This is a genomic window from Massilia sp. Root351, assembly GCF_001425045.1.
Classification (GTDB): Bacteria; Pseudomonadota; Gammaproteobacteria; order Burkholderiales; family Burkholderiaceae_D; genus Rugamonas.
Genome location: NZ_LMDJ01000012.1, coordinates 301,749 through 317,020 on the forward strand (window position 1 = coordinate 301,749; position 15,272 = coordinate 317,020).

The window sequence follows — 15,272 nt, forward strand, 5'->3', positions numbered from 1 at the left end:
AGGACTTTCCGATGATACGCATCGAACAACTGACCAAGCGCTATGCAGGCCGTACGGTCGTGGACCATCTCAACCTCCATGTCGCCGCCGGCGAGATTTACGCCCTGCTGGGGCCGAACGGCGCCGGCAAGTCGACCACCATAGGCTGCCTGCTCGGCTTCGTACGGCCCGACGGCGGCAGCATCGCGCTGGCCGGCTCGCCGCTGCCCGCGGCCGAAGCCGCGGTGCGCCACGCCGCCTACATTGCCGAGAACGTGGCGCTGTACGACAAGCTGACCGGCGCCGAGAACGTGGAATTCTTCATGCGGCTGCTGGGACAGGTGCCGTCGCGCGCCCGCGTCGAGCAGTTGCTGGAACGTGCCGGCCTGCCGGCGCACGCGTGGCACCGCCAGGCGCACGGCTACTCGAAGGGCATGCGGCAAAAGGTCGGCATCGTGATGGCGCTGGCCAAGGGCGCGCAGGTGCTGGTACTGGACGAGCCGACCTCCGGCCTGGACCCGGAAGCCAGCGTGTCCTTCGGCGCTTTGATACGGTCGCTCGCGGCCGACGGCGCAGCCGTGCTGATGGCGACGCACGACCTGTTCCGCGCGCAGGAACTGGCCAACCGCTGCGGCATGCTGGTGGGCGGACATCTGATTAGTGAATGGAACCTGGGAGAATTGAATGCTGGCGAACTCGAACGCAACTACCTCGACACCCTGGCCAGCCGGGCCTGAAGCACCCGGCGCCGCCGGCCCGCTGCGCTGGTGGCGCGCGTTCGGCGGAGCCTGGCAGGCAGACTGGCGTGAACGACGCCGCGACTGGCGCGTGTGGCTGGTGGCCGGGCTGGGCATGGTGCTCGCGCTGTGCGCCGGCACGCTGGCGGCGCTGGACCTGCAAGACACGCTGGAAGCGCGCCACGTGGCCGGCACGGCCGAACAGCAGCGCTGGTCGCAGCAGGGCAGGAAGTACCCGCACTCGGCAGCGCACTACGGCGTGTACGTGTTCAAGCCCCTGCCTGCGCTGTCCGCGCTGGACCCCGGCGTGGAGCGTTTCGTGGGCTCCAGCGTGTGGCTCGAAGCGCACAAGCAGAATGAGCTGGTGTACCGCCCTGCGGGCGACGAGCCTGATGCCGGCCGCCAGTTCCGCCTGACTCCGGCCCTGCTGCTGCAGGTGCTGGCGCCGGTGGCCATGATCTTTCTGGGCTACGGCATGTTCGCGGCCGAGCGCGAGCGCGGCACCCTGGCTGCACTGCGCGTGAACGCGGCGCCGCTGGGAGCGATCGGCGCGGCGCGCGCCGCCGTGCTGGTATGCCTGGCGGCGCTGATCGCGCTGCCGGCATGCGGCGCCGTGGCGCTGCTCAAATGGCAAAGCGGCGCGCAAGACCCGTTTACCGACGGCGCCCTGCGCAGCGCGCTGTTCGGCGCCGGCTACCTGTTGTACCTCGCCACCTGGGCAGCCATCATCACGGCGGTTTCCGCATGGGCGGCCAGCACGCGCGCCAGCCTGGCCGCGCTGATCGCACTATGGGCAGCCACGGCGCTGGTGCTGCCGCGCGCGGCGGTGGAACTGGCGCAATCGGCGGCGCCGCTGCCCAGCATGCAGCAGTTCCGCCAGTCGCTCGATGCCGACCTTGGCATGCCGGACGATGCCGAGGAAGCCGAACGGCACAAGCAGCAGTTGCTCAAGGAATACAAGGTGGGCGACGTGCGCGATCTGCCGGTGAACTGGGCAGGCATCAGCCTGGCGCGCGGCGAGGCGCACGGCGACAAGGTCTTCGACCAGCACTACGGCCGGCTGTTCGACGCGCTACGGCGCCAGAGCGACGCGGCCGCGCTGGCGGGCTGGATTTCCCCGGCCGTCGCCGCCGCCGGGCTGTCCAGCTACCTGGCCGGCAGCGACACCGCCAGCCACCTCGCGTTCGTCGCAAGCGCCGAGCAGCAGCGCCGCCGCATGCAGACAGTGCTCAACGACGCCATCACCCGCCATCCCGAACGCGACGGCAAGCGGCACGATGGCGACGAGCAGCTCTGGAACAGCATACCGCCCTTCCACTTCCTGTACGCACCGGTTCGATGGGGTCACCTGATGATGAAATACCTGCTACCGCTGCTGGCGTCGCTGGGCGCCAGCCTGCTGCTGGCCTTCCTTGGCATACGCCGCCTGCGCCAGGGGAGCTTGCGATGAAGCAGATCCTCGCCTTGATACGCTACGACCTGCTGATGCAGCTGCGCGAGCGCGGCACCTTGCTGCTGCTGGCAGCCGCCCTGCTGCTGGCAGGCTACGGCCTGTTCGAAGGCAGCCGCTTCGAACGCCAGGGCCAGGCCGCGCGGGCCGATGCGGCGCGGCAGGAGCACGAGGCGCGCTTGCGCGCCGGGCAGATGGCCGAGCGCTACTTCGCCAACCCGGAGGCCGGCGAGTTCGCAGTCCTGCAGTGGTATCGAACGCCGGTGGACATCCGCGGCTATGCCTTCCGCGAACACGTGGGCTTCGCGGCCAAGCCCGCCGTACCGGGCGCCGCGCTGGGCATCGCGCAGGCGGACATATTGCCCGCATACGTCAGGGTGCGCGCAGAATCGATGGAGTCGGTGCGGACCGCCGCCGAAATCGAGCATCCGGGCCGGCTGGCTGCCGGACGCTACGACCTGTTGTTCTTCCTGGTCTACCTGTGGCCGCTGATCCTGCTGTCGCTTTGCATGTCCGTATTGACGCAGGACCGCGAAAGCAGGCGCCTGCGCAGCCTGCAGTTGCAGGGCCTTTCGCCGCTGCGCTTGCTGCTGGTGCAAACCGGCGCGCGGGCGCTGGCCGCAACCCTGGTGCTGCTGCTGTTTTGCGTGGCGGCGGCACTGTTGTCGGCTGCGGTGCCGGCCACCGTGGCGGGTTGCTCCGCGCTGGCGGCATGGTCGGCAGTGGTACTGGCCTATTCGGCGTTCTGGGCAGCGGTGGCGACGGCGATTTGCGCCGTCTGCGCCACCCGCATGAGCGCGGCGTTCGCCGTGTCCGGCGCGTGGCTGGTATTCGCGATTGTGATCCCCGGGGCGCTGAGCGCATGGGTGCAGCTGGCCGCGCCCGTGCCGAACCGCGAATACTATGTGCAGGCGATGCGGGACGCCGGCGACCGCGTGGCGGCTGACAAACTCAATAGCCTGGCGCGCTTCTATGACAGCCATCCGGAATGGAAGCCATCAAAGACGCCGCTGGACAAGGTGTCATCCAGCGTGTCCCGCATCCAGCGGGCGCAGGCGCTGGAAAGCGCGATGCGCGGCGTGGAGCAGAAGTTCGACAGCGCGCGCAGAAACCGCGACGCGCTGTTCGGTGTCGCCGCCTTTTTCAGCCCGGTGACGCTGGCCTACCAGGCGCTGGCCCACATCGCCGGCAACGACAGCGCCCGCCAGCAGCGCTTCATCGCGGAAGTACAGCAGCACCACGGCCAGCTGCGCGACTATTTCCAGGCCGAGATCCAGCGCGCCGCGCTGGGCGACGAGCGCAATCCCTGCCCAAGGACCTGCCTGGGCGGCTACGGCTTCCGCGACTTTGCCCAGGTGCCGCGCTTCAGCGCATCGGCGCAGCTGGCGGCGGCGCCAGCTCTGCCGGCGCGCGCCGCCCTGCTGCTGCTGTGGACCGGCCTGCTGGCAGCAGCCGCCGTACTGCTGCTGCGCTACGTGTCGCGCAGCCAGGCAACGCCGTGAGACCGGCGCCGGCCTAGCGGGCAGGCGCCGCTGTCGACGCCGGCGCCCGCAGCGAATGAATGTAGGCGCTCAGCTCCCAGATCTCCTGCGGAGAGAACGCTTCCTTCCATGGCGGCATCTGCAGCGCGCCGCGCGTCTTGCCGTTGCTGATGGTGTCGAACAAGTATTGCGGCGGCAGGTCGTCGCGCCCTTGCAGCGGCGCACCCTTGCCGCCGGAACCGGCGTTGCCGTGGCAGTAGACACAGTTCTGGTTGAAGCGTTTCTGCCCCGCAGAAATCGCGGCGGGGCTGTCGAAATTGGCCGGCGGCGCGGCCCAGGCCAGGCCGGACAGCAGGAACAGCATGGGTATGGCGGTGTTGTGCATGGCGATCTCCTCTGTTCTAGTCGAGCGCGAAAACAACCATCGCGGCGCCGCCGGTCAGGTCCTTGATCCTGGGGAAGGCGCTGGCCATGAAGCCCGGCGCCAATGAACCCCAGCCGCTCGGCACGGCGATGTACTGCTTGCCGTTGACGGCGTAGCTGATGATGCCGGCGCGGATGCCGGAGCCGGTCTGGAACTTCCACAGCTCCTTGCCGTCGTCCGCGTCATAAGCGTGCACATAGCCGAACGGGTCGCCGTTGAACACCAGGCCGCCGCCGGTGGTGAGCACCCCGCCCAGGCCTGGAATGGCATAGTTCACGCTCCATTTCAGCTTGCCGGTGAGCGGATCGCGCGCGTCCAGCCGGCCTTCGGCGGGACGGTCCGGCGGCGGTACCGCTTCCAGCTTGTCCACGCCCAGGTACAGGCTGGCGATGCCCATGCCCTTGGTCTCCTGCTTGGCCGGCACCACCTTCTGGCACACTTCCATGGCGTTGGTGTACCACAGGCCGGTCTTCGGGCTGTAGGCGCCCGGGTTCCAGCTGCGCGTGCCCAGCAGGTAGGGACACAACAAGGTCTCCTGGCCGGCCGGCATGGCCTTGCGGCCGATCAGCTCACCGGTTTTCGGATCGATGGTCTTCACGAAGTTGTAGGTCTGGCTCAGCGGCCACACGTTTTCCAGCTTGCCGTCCGCCTTGTCCATCACGAACACGAAGCCGCTCTTGTTCAAGTGGACGATGACGTCCTTGCCGTCCTTCTTCACGATCAGCGCCTCGTAGGCCGCGTCGTAGTCGAAGGTGTCGTGCGGGATCTCCTGGCGGTGCCATTTCAGCTTGCCCGTTTTCGGCTCCAGCGCCAGCAGGCTGGCCGTGTACAGATTGTCGCCCTTGCGCGCGTCGCCGTAGAAATCGGGCGCGGCGTTGCTGGTGCCGATGAACACCGTGTCCGAGGCCGCGTCGTAGGTGCCGGGCAGCCAGGCGCCGCCGCCGCCAACCTGGCCGGTGCCGTCCGGCCAGCTCTTCGGATCGTCCTTGATGGTGTCGAAGGTCCACATCTTCTCGCCGGTCAGCGCGTTCACGGCGAATACCTTGCCGCGCTGCGGCTGGTCGCCGCCGGTGCTGCCGCCGATCAGCACGTCGCCGGCCAGGACCGGCGAGGACGAGAACAGGCAGCCGAAGCAGCTTTTCAAGTCGGTCAGCTGGGTGGACCAGGCTTCCTTGCCGGTCTTCTCGTTGATGGCGACGAAGCGCCCGTCCAGCGTGCCCAGGTAGATATGGCCGTGGCCCATGGTCAGGCTGCGGCTCAGCGTGGCGTAGAAGCTCTGGCTGGCGATGGCGGCCAGCTTGGGCTGGTAATGCCAGACAGTCTGGCCGGTGGCAGCGTCCAGCGCAAACACGTTGTTGTTGGGCGCCACGTAGTACATCACGCCGTCCTTCACCAGCGGGGTCGAGATCAGGCCGGCGGTGATGTCGCCCGGCTGGTGTATCCAGGCCGCCTTCAGGCCCTTGACGTTGTCCTTGTTGATCTGCTCCAGCGGCGAGTAGCGCCAGGCGTTCGAAGTGCGGTGGTACTGGGTCCAGTTATTCGGGTCGGCCTCGCCGCCCGCCGGTCCCGGCATGGGCGGGGCGACCGCGTACGCGGGCGGCGTGGCGGCCAGCATGGCGGAAACGGCGGCCGCGCCGGCGGCGGCCAGGCATGCGGCGGCGATGGCGCCGGCACGGCGCTGTGGATGCTTGTTCATGGTGTTCTCCTCTGTATGTGCGGACGGCTTACCACATGAAACGGACGCCGGCGGTGGCGTAGTCCGTGTCGGTGCGGTGCTGGAAGACGGGGTTGTAGCTGAAACGCGAGTTGGCCAGTTCGCCGTACACGGTCAGGTAGCGGTTGACGGCGTAGTAGGCGCCGGCGATATGCGACTGCGCCAGGTGGCCCAGGGTGGCAGCCGTGCCGTCGATGCGCGTGCGGCCATAGCTGTAGCGCAGCGACAGCGCTGCCGTTGGGCGGTACACCAGCTGGCCGAACACGCCCCGGCTCTTGCGCGCGCGGCCGTCCGCGTCCAGCGCGTCCAGGTCCTGCATCAGCACCGAGCCGAGGCCCTTGCCGCTGAAGCCGGACAGGTGCACATTGAAGGCCCCCATGTCGGCCGTGGCGCCCGCCGACAGGCCGCGCGTGCTCACCTTGTCGTCCAGGCAGGGCAACCCAGCCGCCGTCAGGCAATGGCCGGCGCGCTGCCAGGTGAAGTCGCCGTAGACCTTGAGTTTCATCCCGCCGCCCTCGTGGCGGTAGTACACTCCGCCCTCGACGCGCGGCGAGTTGGTGCGGTCGGCGCCGGAACCGGCGAACACGTTGCGCACCTGGCTGGGATCGTAGACGCCCACCGAAAACGTCAGCGGCGCAGCCTGCGGGGAGTTGTAGCGCAGCCCGGCGTTGAAGTTGGTGTACATATAGCCGGCGTTGAAGGTGGCGGCCAGCGCATTGGTGGTGTTGACATTGTCGTAGCCGGTCAGCCCGCCAGCCAGCACGGAGGCGTCGGCCAGCACCGGTTCGCCCTGGTAAATGCTGTAGGACTTGCCGAACACCAGTTCCCCCCATGGCGCGGACAGCTTGGCCCAGATCTCGCGCGGATCGAGCGCCTTGGACCCGGTATTGCCGACGTTGCCGGCGTTGCGGAAATTGCCCTCGCCCGACTGGGCGTTGATGTACAGGCCCACGCGGCTGCTCAGCGTCATGCCGTCCACGGCGGGCGCGGTGACGTTGAAGGCGATCAGGCTGGGCGTGGTGCCGGAACTCATGCGAAAGCCCGTGGTATCCGGGCTGTCGCCGTTCTGCTTGTGGGCCTGCAGAATGACCCAGCCGTCGGTGCTGTACTTCCAGCCGTCGGCCGTGTCGAAACCCACGCCGGCGGTCGCGCCAGCGCTGCATGCGCAGCAGATCGCCGCCGCCGCGGCACGGCGCTTGATATTATGGTTCATGCTTGTCTCCAGTTATAGTTATTCGTGCTTGGGGTACTTCCCTGCCGTGCTTCAGATTTCCTTGCGTTTCATGGCCCCGGCGATGTATTCGGCTTGCCGGATCGCCAGCGCCACGATGGTCAAGGTTGGGTTGGCGGCGGAGCTGGATGTAAACTGGCTGCCGTCCGAAATGAAGAGGTTCCTGATGTCGTGGGTCTGCCCCCACTTGTTCACCACGCCGTCGCGCGCCAGGGCGCTCATGCGGTTGGTGCCCATGTTGTGGCTGGCCGGGTAGGCCGGCATGTCGATCACGCGGGTGGCGCCCACCGCTTCGGACAGGCGCCGGAACTGGCGCAGCCCGTGCGCAGCGATGGCCTCGTCGTTGCTGTGGTAGGTCTTGGTGACGATGGGCACCGGCAGGCCGTACTGGTCCTTCTCGGTGGGATGCAGCGTGATGCTGTTCTGCTCGCGCGCCATGTCCTCGCCGCACACCCACACGCAGCTCATGTGGTCGTACATTTCCAGCGCCGAGGTCACTTCCCGGCCCCAGCCGCCGGGGTTCATGAAGGCGGCCGTGTAGGGCAACCCCAGCGCCAGCCCTTCCAGGTAGTAGCCGCCGTTGAAGCCGCGCCGCGTGTCCAGGTCCACCTCGTCGGCCACCACGGCGCCGATGTCGAAGCCGCGGTACATATAGACCGGCTTGCGGTGGATGGCCAGCGCCGCCGCCGTGGCGTGGTTCATATAGTTCTTGCCCACCTGGCCGGAGGAATTGGCCAGGCCGTCGCGGTACAGGCTGGACGCGGAGTTGAGCAACAGGCGCGGCGATTCGATGGAGTTGCCCGCCACGCACACCACGCGCGCCTTCTGCAGCTGGGTCCTGCCCTTGGCGTCCACGTACAGCACGCCGGTCACCTTGCCGGACTTGTCGTGCTCGATGCGCAGCACCATGGCCTGCTGGCGCAGTTCGGCGCGGTTGGTTTCCAGGGCGCGCGGAATCTCTGTGTACAGCGTGGACCACTTGGCGCCGATTTTGCAGCCCTGCATGCAGAAACCGATCTGCATGCAGGCCGGACGGCCGTCATTGGCCTTGCTGTTGGAGGCCACCGGCCGCACGATCTTCTTGTAGCCGATCTTGCGCGCGCCCGCCGCCATCACCTTGTAGTGGTTATTCTCCGGCATGGGAGGCATGCCGCTGGCGGCCGCCCCGGCCACGCCCATCTTCTTCTCCGCCTTGTCGTAGTAGGGCGCGATGTCTTTGTAAGTGATGGGCCAGTCCAGCACATTGGCGCCCTCCACCTGGCCGTAGACGGTGCGGGTCTGGAAATCGTGCGGCTGGAAGCGCAGCGCGACGCCGGAGAAGTGCACGGTGGAGCCGCCCACGCCCTTCACGATCCAGGCCGGCAGGTTGGGATAAGTCTTGGTGTGGTGCCAGCCGCCGGCCGAGATGCGCTTGTCGAGCCACGAAATCTTGTTGAACATCGCCCATTCGTCGTTCTCGAAATCGGCCTGCGTGTAGTGCTTACCCGCTTCCAGTATCACCACCTTCACGCCGCGCTGGGCCAGTTCGTTGGCCAGCGTGCCGCCGCCCGCGCCCGAGCCGATGACGACGACCACGTCGCGGTCGCCGGTGCTGTATTTGATCGCCATGCTTGTCTCCTCGTTCTTGTTGTCAGATCCAGTCGATATCGTCGAAACCCCGGTTCACGTAGCCGCCCTTCTCCCAGGACGAGCCCTCGTAGCCGAACAGCGGGAACACCGCCTTGTTGTCGTACAGCCCGGTGACCAGTCCACCGTGGATCTTCACGAAAAAGGAGCTGGTCTCGATATCCTTCAGCAGCGCCACGCGGTCCGCTTCCTCGGCCACGGCCGCGTAATCCTTGCCATGCGCCAGGCGCGCTCGCTGGTTCAGCTGCGCCACGCCGTCGGACAGCAGCGCCTTCAGCGCCGGGTCCTTGGCCGCTTGCGCGTCGTACGGCACGATGGCGTGCTGGTAGTACTTGTCGGCCAGCTTGTCGTGCGGGAAAATGTCGCGCGCCATGCGCAACAGCGTGGCGCCGGTCTCGCTGCCCAGCACCTCGAACTGCTGCGCCATCGCGGCGCCCGGGCTGGCCAGCAGCGCGCCGGCCGGGATCACGCTCACGCCGATGCCCGCCAGGCCTGTGCCTTTGAGGAAGCCGCGCCGGGTCAGCGTCGCCGCCTTTTCCACCACGCGCATGCCGCTTTTTTGCTTGTCCATGTCATCTCCTTTGTTGTTGTGTGCAGCCTTGCTTCAGTAAATTTCCGCCGCGTCCCCGGCCTCGGCCTGCGCCTGCGGCAGGTGGAACAGCGCATAGCTCAGCGCCTGCCGTAGCGGACCTGCCACGGCGCCGAGCCAGTCGCCGCCACCCGCCTCCTGCTCGCAGGAGGTGTTGCAGGCCGCCAGCGCCGCCGCTTCGCAGTCAGGCCGGCCAAGCGCCTGCGCGAGCAGCCGCCAATCCGGCTGCGCCAGGTGCAGCCCGGCCACCAGCAGCACGCTGCCGCGCCGCCGCACCTGCGCCAGGCCGACGATCTTCCTGTCTCCCACCACCACTTCCCAGGGCGAATAGCCGCCGTAACAGGCCCAGCCCACCTGAGCCGGGGCGGCCCGGCGCTGCTGTTCGCGCGCCTGCTCCGGCGTGAGCGCATGGGCCGGCACGCCCAGGCTGCGCAGCACGCCCGCATACAGCTCGCCCAGCCAGCGGTAGCTGTGCACCAGCTGGCCGCACGCCAGCGGATGGCCCTGCGGCAGCAGCACCGAGGCGCTCAGCATCCACGGCCCGGCCAGCACCGCGCCGCCGCCCGCCTGCCGCACCACCGCCTCCATGCCGCATGCCGCCGCGCGCGGCGCCACCTGGTCCAGCGCGGCGCGCTGCGCGCAGCCCAGCACCACGCCGGGCGCGCCATAGCGCCACAGCTGCATGGCCGCACCATCCGCCGGCTGCGCGAGCAGGCGCGCGTTCCACTCCTGCTCCTCGCGGCAGCTGGCCAGCGCGGGCTGGCGCGGCGCGTTCCATAGCGGGGCAAACATCTACAGCCCCTCGGCCGCTTCCAGGCGCGCTTTGAGCTCGCCCAGGAATAGCGCGGCCGGATGGCCGTCCACGGCGCGGTGGTCGAACACCAGCGAAAGCGTGGTCGCAGGTGCGATCATCAGCTTGCCGCCCTGGACCACCGGACGGTCGGCCACCCGCGCCAGGCCGAGGATGCCCACCTGCGGCGGATTGAGGATGGGGGTGAACCAGTCCACCCCGGCCGCGCCCAGGCTGCTCACCGTAAACGTGCCGCCCTGGTAAGCCTTGACCGGCAGCGTGCCGGCGCGCGCCCCGGCCGCCAGCGCCGCCGCTTCCGCCGCGATCTGCTCAATGCTCTTGGTGTCGGCGTCGCGTATCACCGGCACGGCCAGGCCTTCTTCCAGCGCCACCGCCACGTTGATGTGGATGCCCGGCATGCGCTCGATGGCGCCTTCGCGCATCAGCGCGTTCATGGCCGGGTGGCTGCGCAGCGTGAGCGCCAGCGCGCGCAGCACGATGGGCATCACGCTCAGGCGCACGCCGGAACCGGCGCGTTCCTGCAGGCGGGCCCGCAACAGCTGGCAGCGGCGCATGTCCACGTCCATGCCGAGCGCCACCCGCGGCGCCTGCCAGCCAGCCGTCATGTTGCGGGCGATGCTGCCGCGTATGCCCTTGAGCGGCACCAGGTCGGGCGCGGCCGCCTGGTCCGCCGCCGCCACGGCTGTGCTGTGGGCGTGCATCACGCAGCCCGCAGCGTGGCCAGCGGCTTGCCCTGGGCAACCGTGGCGTCGGCCTCGATCAGTACCTGGTCCAGCACGCCGTCCTGCGGCGCCGGCACGTCGATGCTGGTCTTGACCATGACGACGACGGCTACCGTCTGGCCGGCCGTCACGCGGTCGCCGGGCTTCACCAGCCACTGCTCCAGCAGGGCCTCGGTGCCGGGTTCGACGTCTTCCCAGGCGTCCTGGGGTAAATGAATTTCGCTCATGCTGCTTTCCTTTCAATGGTGTTTGCGGATACGAGTTGGCGCGCGGCGGCGACGATGCCGTCCACTTGCGGAATGACGAACTGCTCCAGCGGGCGCGCGTACGGAATCGGCACGTCCGGCACGGCGAGGCGCTTCACGGGAGCGCGCAGGGTGACGCTGTCGAGGTTCTCGGCGACGATGGCGGCGATCTCGCCGCTCAGGCCGAAGCTCAGGTAGTCTTCATCGGCGATCAACAGGCGTCCGGTCTTGCGCACCGAGTCGAGGATGGCCTGGCGGTCCAGCGGGACGATGGTGCGCAGGTCGATCACCTCGGCGCTGATGCCTTCCCTGGCCAGTTCGGCCGCCGCCAGCACGGCCTTCTGCACCATCTGGCTCAAGGTCACGATGGTGACGTCGGCGCCCTCGCGCACCACGCGCGCCTGGCCGAAGGGGATGGCGTAGGCTTCCTCGGGCACCTCGTTGGTGCTGCCTTCAAAGTAGGACATCCACGGCAGGCCCATGATCCCCTTGTGGAACATGAACACCACCGGGTTGTTGTCGCGAATCGACTGGATCATCAGGCCCTTGGCGTCGTACGCGTTGGAAGGCACCACCACCTTCATGCCCGGCAGGTGGGCGAAGGTGGCGTACAGGCACTGCGAATGCTGGGCGGCGTCGTTGTAGCCGCCGCCGATGCCGGTCATGAGCACCATGGGCAGGCTGATGTTCCCGCCCGCCATATAGGTGTTCTTGGCCATGTGGTTGTAGATCATGTCCATGCAGACGCCGAAGAAGTCGACGAACATCAGCTCCGCAATCGGGCGCATGCCCTCGGCGGCTGCACCGATGGCCGCGCCGATAAAGGCGGTTTCCGAAATCGGCGTGTCCATGATGCGGTCCTTGCCGAACTTGGCCAGCAGGCCGGTGGTGGCGCCGAAGATGCCGCCGTATTTGCCGACATCCTCGCCCAGCACGAATACCTCGGGGTCGTGCTGCATTTCCTGGCCGATGGCCTCGGCGATCGCCTGCGCCATCGTCATGCGGCGCGCGGCATTGGTGCTGGTGGTGACAGTGGTGCTCATAGTGAAGGTCTCCTTGTGTGTGGGGTCAGCAGAACACGTGCTGCAGCGCTTCTTCGGGCGCCGGGTCCGGACTGTTGCGGGCGAAGGCATAGGCGCCGGCCACGCGGGCCTTGGCGACGGCCACCAGTTCGGCCTCGGTGGCGTCGTCCAGCAGGCCATGCGCGCGCAGGAAGGCCGCCAGTTGCGGGATGGGGTCGTTCTTGCGCGCCTGCTCCGCTTCGCCCTTGGCACGGTAGACTTCCGGGTCGCCCTGGAAGTGGCCGTGGTAGCGGTCCGTCTTTACCTCGATCAGGGTCGGGCCCTCGCCGCGCCGGGCGCGCGCCACGGCTGCGCCGGCCGCCTCGAACACGTCCAGCGCGCTGTTGCGCTCGACCAGGATGCCGTACATGCCGTAGGCGGCGGCACGGTCCGAGTTGTTGGCGATGGCGGTGGAATCGGACTTCTCCACCGAGATGGCGTACTTGTTGTCTTCGCAGATGAAGATGACCGGCAGTTTCCACAGCGCGGCCAGGTTCATCGACTCGTGGAAGGCGCCCTGGTTGGTGGCGCCCTCGCCGAAGAAGGCCACCGCCACCGCGTCGCTGCCACGCTTCTTGGCCGCCAGCGCCGCACCGCAGGCGGGCGGCATGCTGGCGCCGACGATGCCGCTGCAGCTGAACTTCACGGCCGGGTCGAACAGGTGCATGTGGCCACCCTTGCCGCGTCCCAGGCCGGTGGCCTTGCCGAACATCTCGGCCGTCATCTCCGGCAGGCGCACGCCCTTGGCGATGGCGAAGTGGTGCGAACGGTGCGCGCCGACCACCGTATCGTCGGCGCGCAGGTGGGCGCAAACGCCCACGGCAACCGGCTCCTGGCCCGCCGCCAGGTGCATTTCGCCTGGTACCGGGCCGGAGCCGATGTCGAAGGCCAGGCCTTTCTGGATATTCGGCGGCAGCTTGCCTTCCAGGTAAACCTTGACCATGGTGTCTTCGAATTCGCGGATCGCGATCATGGTCTGGTACATCCAGATCAGCTGCTCTGACGTGTGTTCCATTTACTCCTCCTGTAATTGTCTCTGTCGGAAGCGCGCGCCGGGCTGCGCGCTCTTGGCAGGTATTTCGCAACAACCATGCCAGCCAAAAAACCACGCTTGCGGGCCATCCGGCCCGCCATTGCAGGGGTTTTGCGCGACAGGTGGCACAGCAGCTGTCTCACTGGCGGTGACAGCTGTTGCGGGCGGACGCTCAGGGTGCGGGCATGGCCGCGACAAGGCGCCCGGCGAGCCAGAACAGCGATACCGCCGTGCAGCCGAAGGCGATGCCGGTTTGCGCGCGCGCCGCCCAGCCGGCGCGCCATGCCTGCAGCGCACGCAGCACCAGCCAGCCAGCGGCGGCAATCAGCAACTGGCCCGCTTCCACGCCGAGGTTGAAGAACAGCAGCGTGGCCAGCGGCGGCACGCTGCTGTCGGCCAGCAGTTCCCGCAGTCCGAAGGACAGGCCGAAGCCGTGCACCAGTCCCACCGCCGCCACCGCCAGCGGCCCCGCGTTGCGGCCCGGACGCAGCGCCGACACGGCGGCTCCCAGCAGCGAGAAGGCGATCGCCACCTCCACCCACGGCGGAAACCAGGCGCCGGCCGGCATCCAGCCAAACAGGCCGGCGCCCAGCGACAGCGAGTGGCCAACGCTGAAGGCCGTGATGCGCAGCGCGGTGGGCTTGAGCCGCAATGGACCGAGCACCAGGCACAGCACGAACAGCAAATGGTCCCAGCCTTGCAGGATGTGCTCGCAGCCGGCCAGCAGGAACATGCGCGCGGCGCCGGCCAGCGAAGGATTCAGCTGCACCGGCACTGCCAGCGTACCGGCGGCGGAGTAGGTGCGCACCGCGCCGTCCTGGTGGAAGAACAGCACGTTGGCGATCTCGGCCAGGCCGCCCGTCTCGGGCTCGTGCAGGCTGGAGAAGGACAGCGGCGGGTAGCCCGCAGCGCCGCGCGGGAGCGGATAAAGCAGCTCGGCGTCAACCAGCACATGGCGCGTTTCGGTGGGCGCGTCAGGCTGCATGCCCTGCCCGCCCGGCTGCGGCGGCAACCCCGGCATGGCCGTGCGGGCGGCGCGGCGCGCCTGTTCCAGTGTAGTAAACGGCGGCACCTGGCCGCGCAGTTGGATGCGCACCGCCAGCACGCGCGCCGCCACCGGGCGCCCGCCGGCGCCAAGCCGGTGGCTGTCCGCCAGCAGCCGGCCCACTTGCTCCAGCTTCGCGGGCGCTGCGGCGGCATCGAGGTAATGGAAAAGGCGCCCGCTCTCCATGCTGTCGTAGCGCACGCCTCCGGACGCCGGCAGCAAGGGCAGCGACAGCCGCACGTACGCCGCGAGGCCGTCCGCGCGCGGCTCGAAGTGGACCACGCGTACCAGCCGGTCCGCCGATGGATGGGCCGCCGCAGCGCCCATCCAGTACAGCAGCAGCGCCAGGCATGCGCGCAGCGCGGCCGAACAGGCGCTGCGGCACATGGCTATTTCGCCGGCGCGCGCGGGTCCCACAGCAGGCGCTTGGCGCCCTTCTCGTAGGCGCGCCCCTTGGGATAGCTCACCAGTTCCAGCTGCATGCCCCACGGCGCCAGGAAATAGACCCAGGTCAGGCCGGCGGCAGGACCTTCCTTGAAGGTGCTGGGGTCGCCCAGCACCTTCACGCCGTTGGCCTTCAGGTAGGCCACCGCCTTGTCCATGTCGTCCACATAGAAGGCCAGGTGGTGGCCACCGACATCGCTGTTCTTCGGCGGGCGCGCAGCCTGCTTGGGGGCGGCATATTCGAAGATTTCCAGGTTGGTGCCATAGCCGCAGCGCACCATGCGGAAACGCTTGATCTCCGCGCGCGGGTCCACGTTCAGGTGCACCTGCATCCAGTCATCGTCGAACTTGAAGGCGCCCAGGTCGAACGAGGCTTCGCAGCCTATCACCTTGACGAAGAAGTCCACCGCCTCGGCCATGTTCGGCACGGTCATGCCCAGGTGGTCCGAGCCGCGCATGCCGGGCAGGCTGCCGGCCTGCGCCCCCAGCGGCAGCAAGAACGCCAGCAGGGCCGAGCCCACGATTTTGTTGTATTTCATGCCAATCTCCTTGAATTTTTATGGTGTTGCGGCCCCGCCGGACGGCGGCGCGCAAGCTGCCTGTGCAAGAAGCGCACCAGCACGCGCGGGCCGTGTTGCGCGTCTGGCGCGCCGCTGGCGCGGCGCGACAGCTGCTCCAGG

General features: G+C 68.3%; 15 protein-coding genes. 3 read left to right on the forward strand and 12 right to left on the reverse strand.

Annotated elements, in window-relative coordinates; translation table 11 throughout:
* Positions 1 to 11: 11 nt before the first annotated feature.
* The 3 genes from ASD15_RS14340 to ASD15_RS14350 are packed head-to-tail and all read left to right on the forward strand — an operon-like array spanning position 12 to position 3,668.
* Positions 12 to 716, forward strand: coding sequence for an ABC transporter ATP-binding protein (locus tag ASD15_RS14340; protein WP_057155655.1), 705 nt, complete (start codon positions 12 to 14; stop codon positions 714 to 716).
* Positions 664 to 2,166, forward strand: a complete 1,503-nt coding sequence (locus ASD15_RS14345; RefSeq protein ID WP_082551836.1) for a DUF3526 domain-containing protein — start codon at positions 664 to 666, stop codon at positions 2,164 to 2,166. Before ASD15_RS14340 ends, ASD15_RS14345 begins: the two co-directional genes overlap by 53 nt.
* Positions 2,163 to 3,668, forward strand: coding sequence for a DUF3526 domain-containing protein (locus tag ASD15_RS14350; protein ID WP_057155657.1), 1,506 nt, complete (start codon positions 2,163 to 2,165; stop codon positions 3,666 to 3,668). The genes ASD15_RS14345 and ASD15_RS14350 overlap by 4 nt, the downstream gene beginning before the upstream one ends.
* Positions 3,669 to 3,681: 13 nt before the next feature.
* Here ASD15_RS14350 and ASD15_RS14355 read toward each other — a convergent pair whose 3' ends face one another.
* The 12 genes from ASD15_RS14355 to ASD15_RS14410 all read right to left on the reverse strand — a co-directional run bounded on the left by ASD15_RS14355 (position 3,682) and on the right by ASD15_RS14410 (position 15,131).
* Positions 3,682 to 4,032, reverse strand: a complete 351-nt coding sequence (locus ASD15_RS14355) for a cytochrome c (RefSeq protein ID WP_057155658.1) — start codon at positions 4,030 to 4,032, stop codon at positions 3,682 to 3,684.
* A 16-nt stretch (positions 4,033 to 4,048) separates the two neighbouring features.
* Complete coding sequence (locus tag ASD15_RS14360; RefSeq protein ID WP_057155659.1) at positions 4,049 to 5,767, reverse strand: PQQ-binding-like beta-propeller repeat protein; 1,719 nt, start codon at positions 5,765 to 5,767, stop codon at positions 4,049 to 4,051.
* Positions 5,768 to 5,795: 28 nt separating this feature from the next.
* Positions 5,796 to 6,998 carry a hypothetical protein gene (locus tag ASD15_RS14365; protein WP_057155660.1) on the reverse strand — a complete coding sequence of 401 codons (1,203 nt, stop codon included), beginning with the start codon at positions 6,996 to 6,998 and terminating at the stop codon, positions 5,796 to 5,798.
* A gap of 51 nt (positions 6,999 to 7,049) precedes the next feature.
* Positions 7,050 to 8,624 carry a GMC family oxidoreductase gene (locus ASD15_RS14370; RefSeq protein WP_057155661.1) on the reverse strand — a complete coding sequence of 525 codons (1,575 nt, stop codon included), beginning with the start codon at positions 8,622 to 8,624 and terminating at the stop codon, positions 7,050 to 7,052.
* 22 nt (positions 8,625 to 8,646) lie between these two features.
* The gene (locus tag ASD15_RS14375) at positions 8,647 to 9,213 is read right to left on the reverse strand and encodes a gluconate 2-dehydrogenase subunit 3 family protein (protein WP_200953969.1); all 567 of its coding nucleotides are present in this window, start codon (positions 9,211 to 9,213) and stop codon (positions 8,647 to 8,649) included.
* Positions 9,214 to 9,246: 33 nt separating this feature from the next.
* Positions 9,247 to 10,023 carry a hypothetical protein gene (locus ASD15_RS14380; RefSeq protein WP_057155662.1) on the reverse strand — a complete coding sequence of 259 codons (777 nt, stop codon included), beginning with the start codon at positions 10,021 to 10,023 and terminating at the stop codon, positions 9,247 to 9,249.
* Entirely contained in the window at positions 10,024 to 10,743 is a 720-nt protein-coding gene (locus ASD15_RS14385) for a 2-oxo acid dehydrogenase subunit E2 (RefSeq protein ID WP_057155663.1), read from the reverse strand.
* Positions 10,743 to 10,991 carry a lipoyl domain-containing protein gene (locus tag ASD15_RS14390; RefSeq protein WP_057155664.1) on the reverse strand — a complete coding sequence of 83 codons (249 nt, stop codon included), beginning with the start codon at positions 10,989 to 10,991 and terminating at the stop codon, positions 10,743 to 10,745. Before ASD15_RS14390 ends, ASD15_RS14385 begins: the two co-directional genes overlap by 1 nt.
* The gene (locus ASD15_RS14395) at positions 10,988 to 12,052 is read right to left on the reverse strand and encodes an alpha-ketoacid dehydrogenase subunit beta (protein WP_057155665.1); all 1,065 of its coding nucleotides are present in this window, start codon (positions 12,050 to 12,052) and stop codon (positions 10,988 to 10,990) included. The genes ASD15_RS14390 and ASD15_RS14395 overlap by 4 nt, the downstream gene beginning before the upstream one ends.
* 25 nt (positions 12,053 to 12,077) lie before the next feature.
* Positions 12,078 to 13,085 carry a thiamine pyrophosphate-dependent dehydrogenase E1 component subunit alpha gene (locus tag ASD15_RS14400; RefSeq protein ID WP_057155666.1) on the reverse strand — a complete coding sequence of 336 codons (1,008 nt, stop codon included), beginning with the start codon at positions 13,083 to 13,085 and terminating at the stop codon, positions 12,078 to 12,080.
* Positions 13,086 to 13,275: 190 nt separating this feature from the next.
* On the reverse strand, positions 13,276 to 14,535 hold the full coding sequence (locus tag ASD15_RS14405; protein WP_057155667.1) for a HupE/UreJ family protein: 1,260 nt from the start codon (positions 14,533 to 14,535) through the stop codon (positions 13,276 to 13,278).
* A gap of 2 nt (positions 14,536 to 14,537) precedes the next feature.
* Positions 14,538 to 15,131: a VOC family protein gene (locus ASD15_RS14410; protein WP_082551838.1), complete on the reverse strand. Its 594-nt coding sequence runs from the start codon at positions 15,129 to 15,131 to the stop codon at positions 14,538 to 14,540.
* Positions 15,132 to 15,272: the final 141 nt, after the last annotated feature.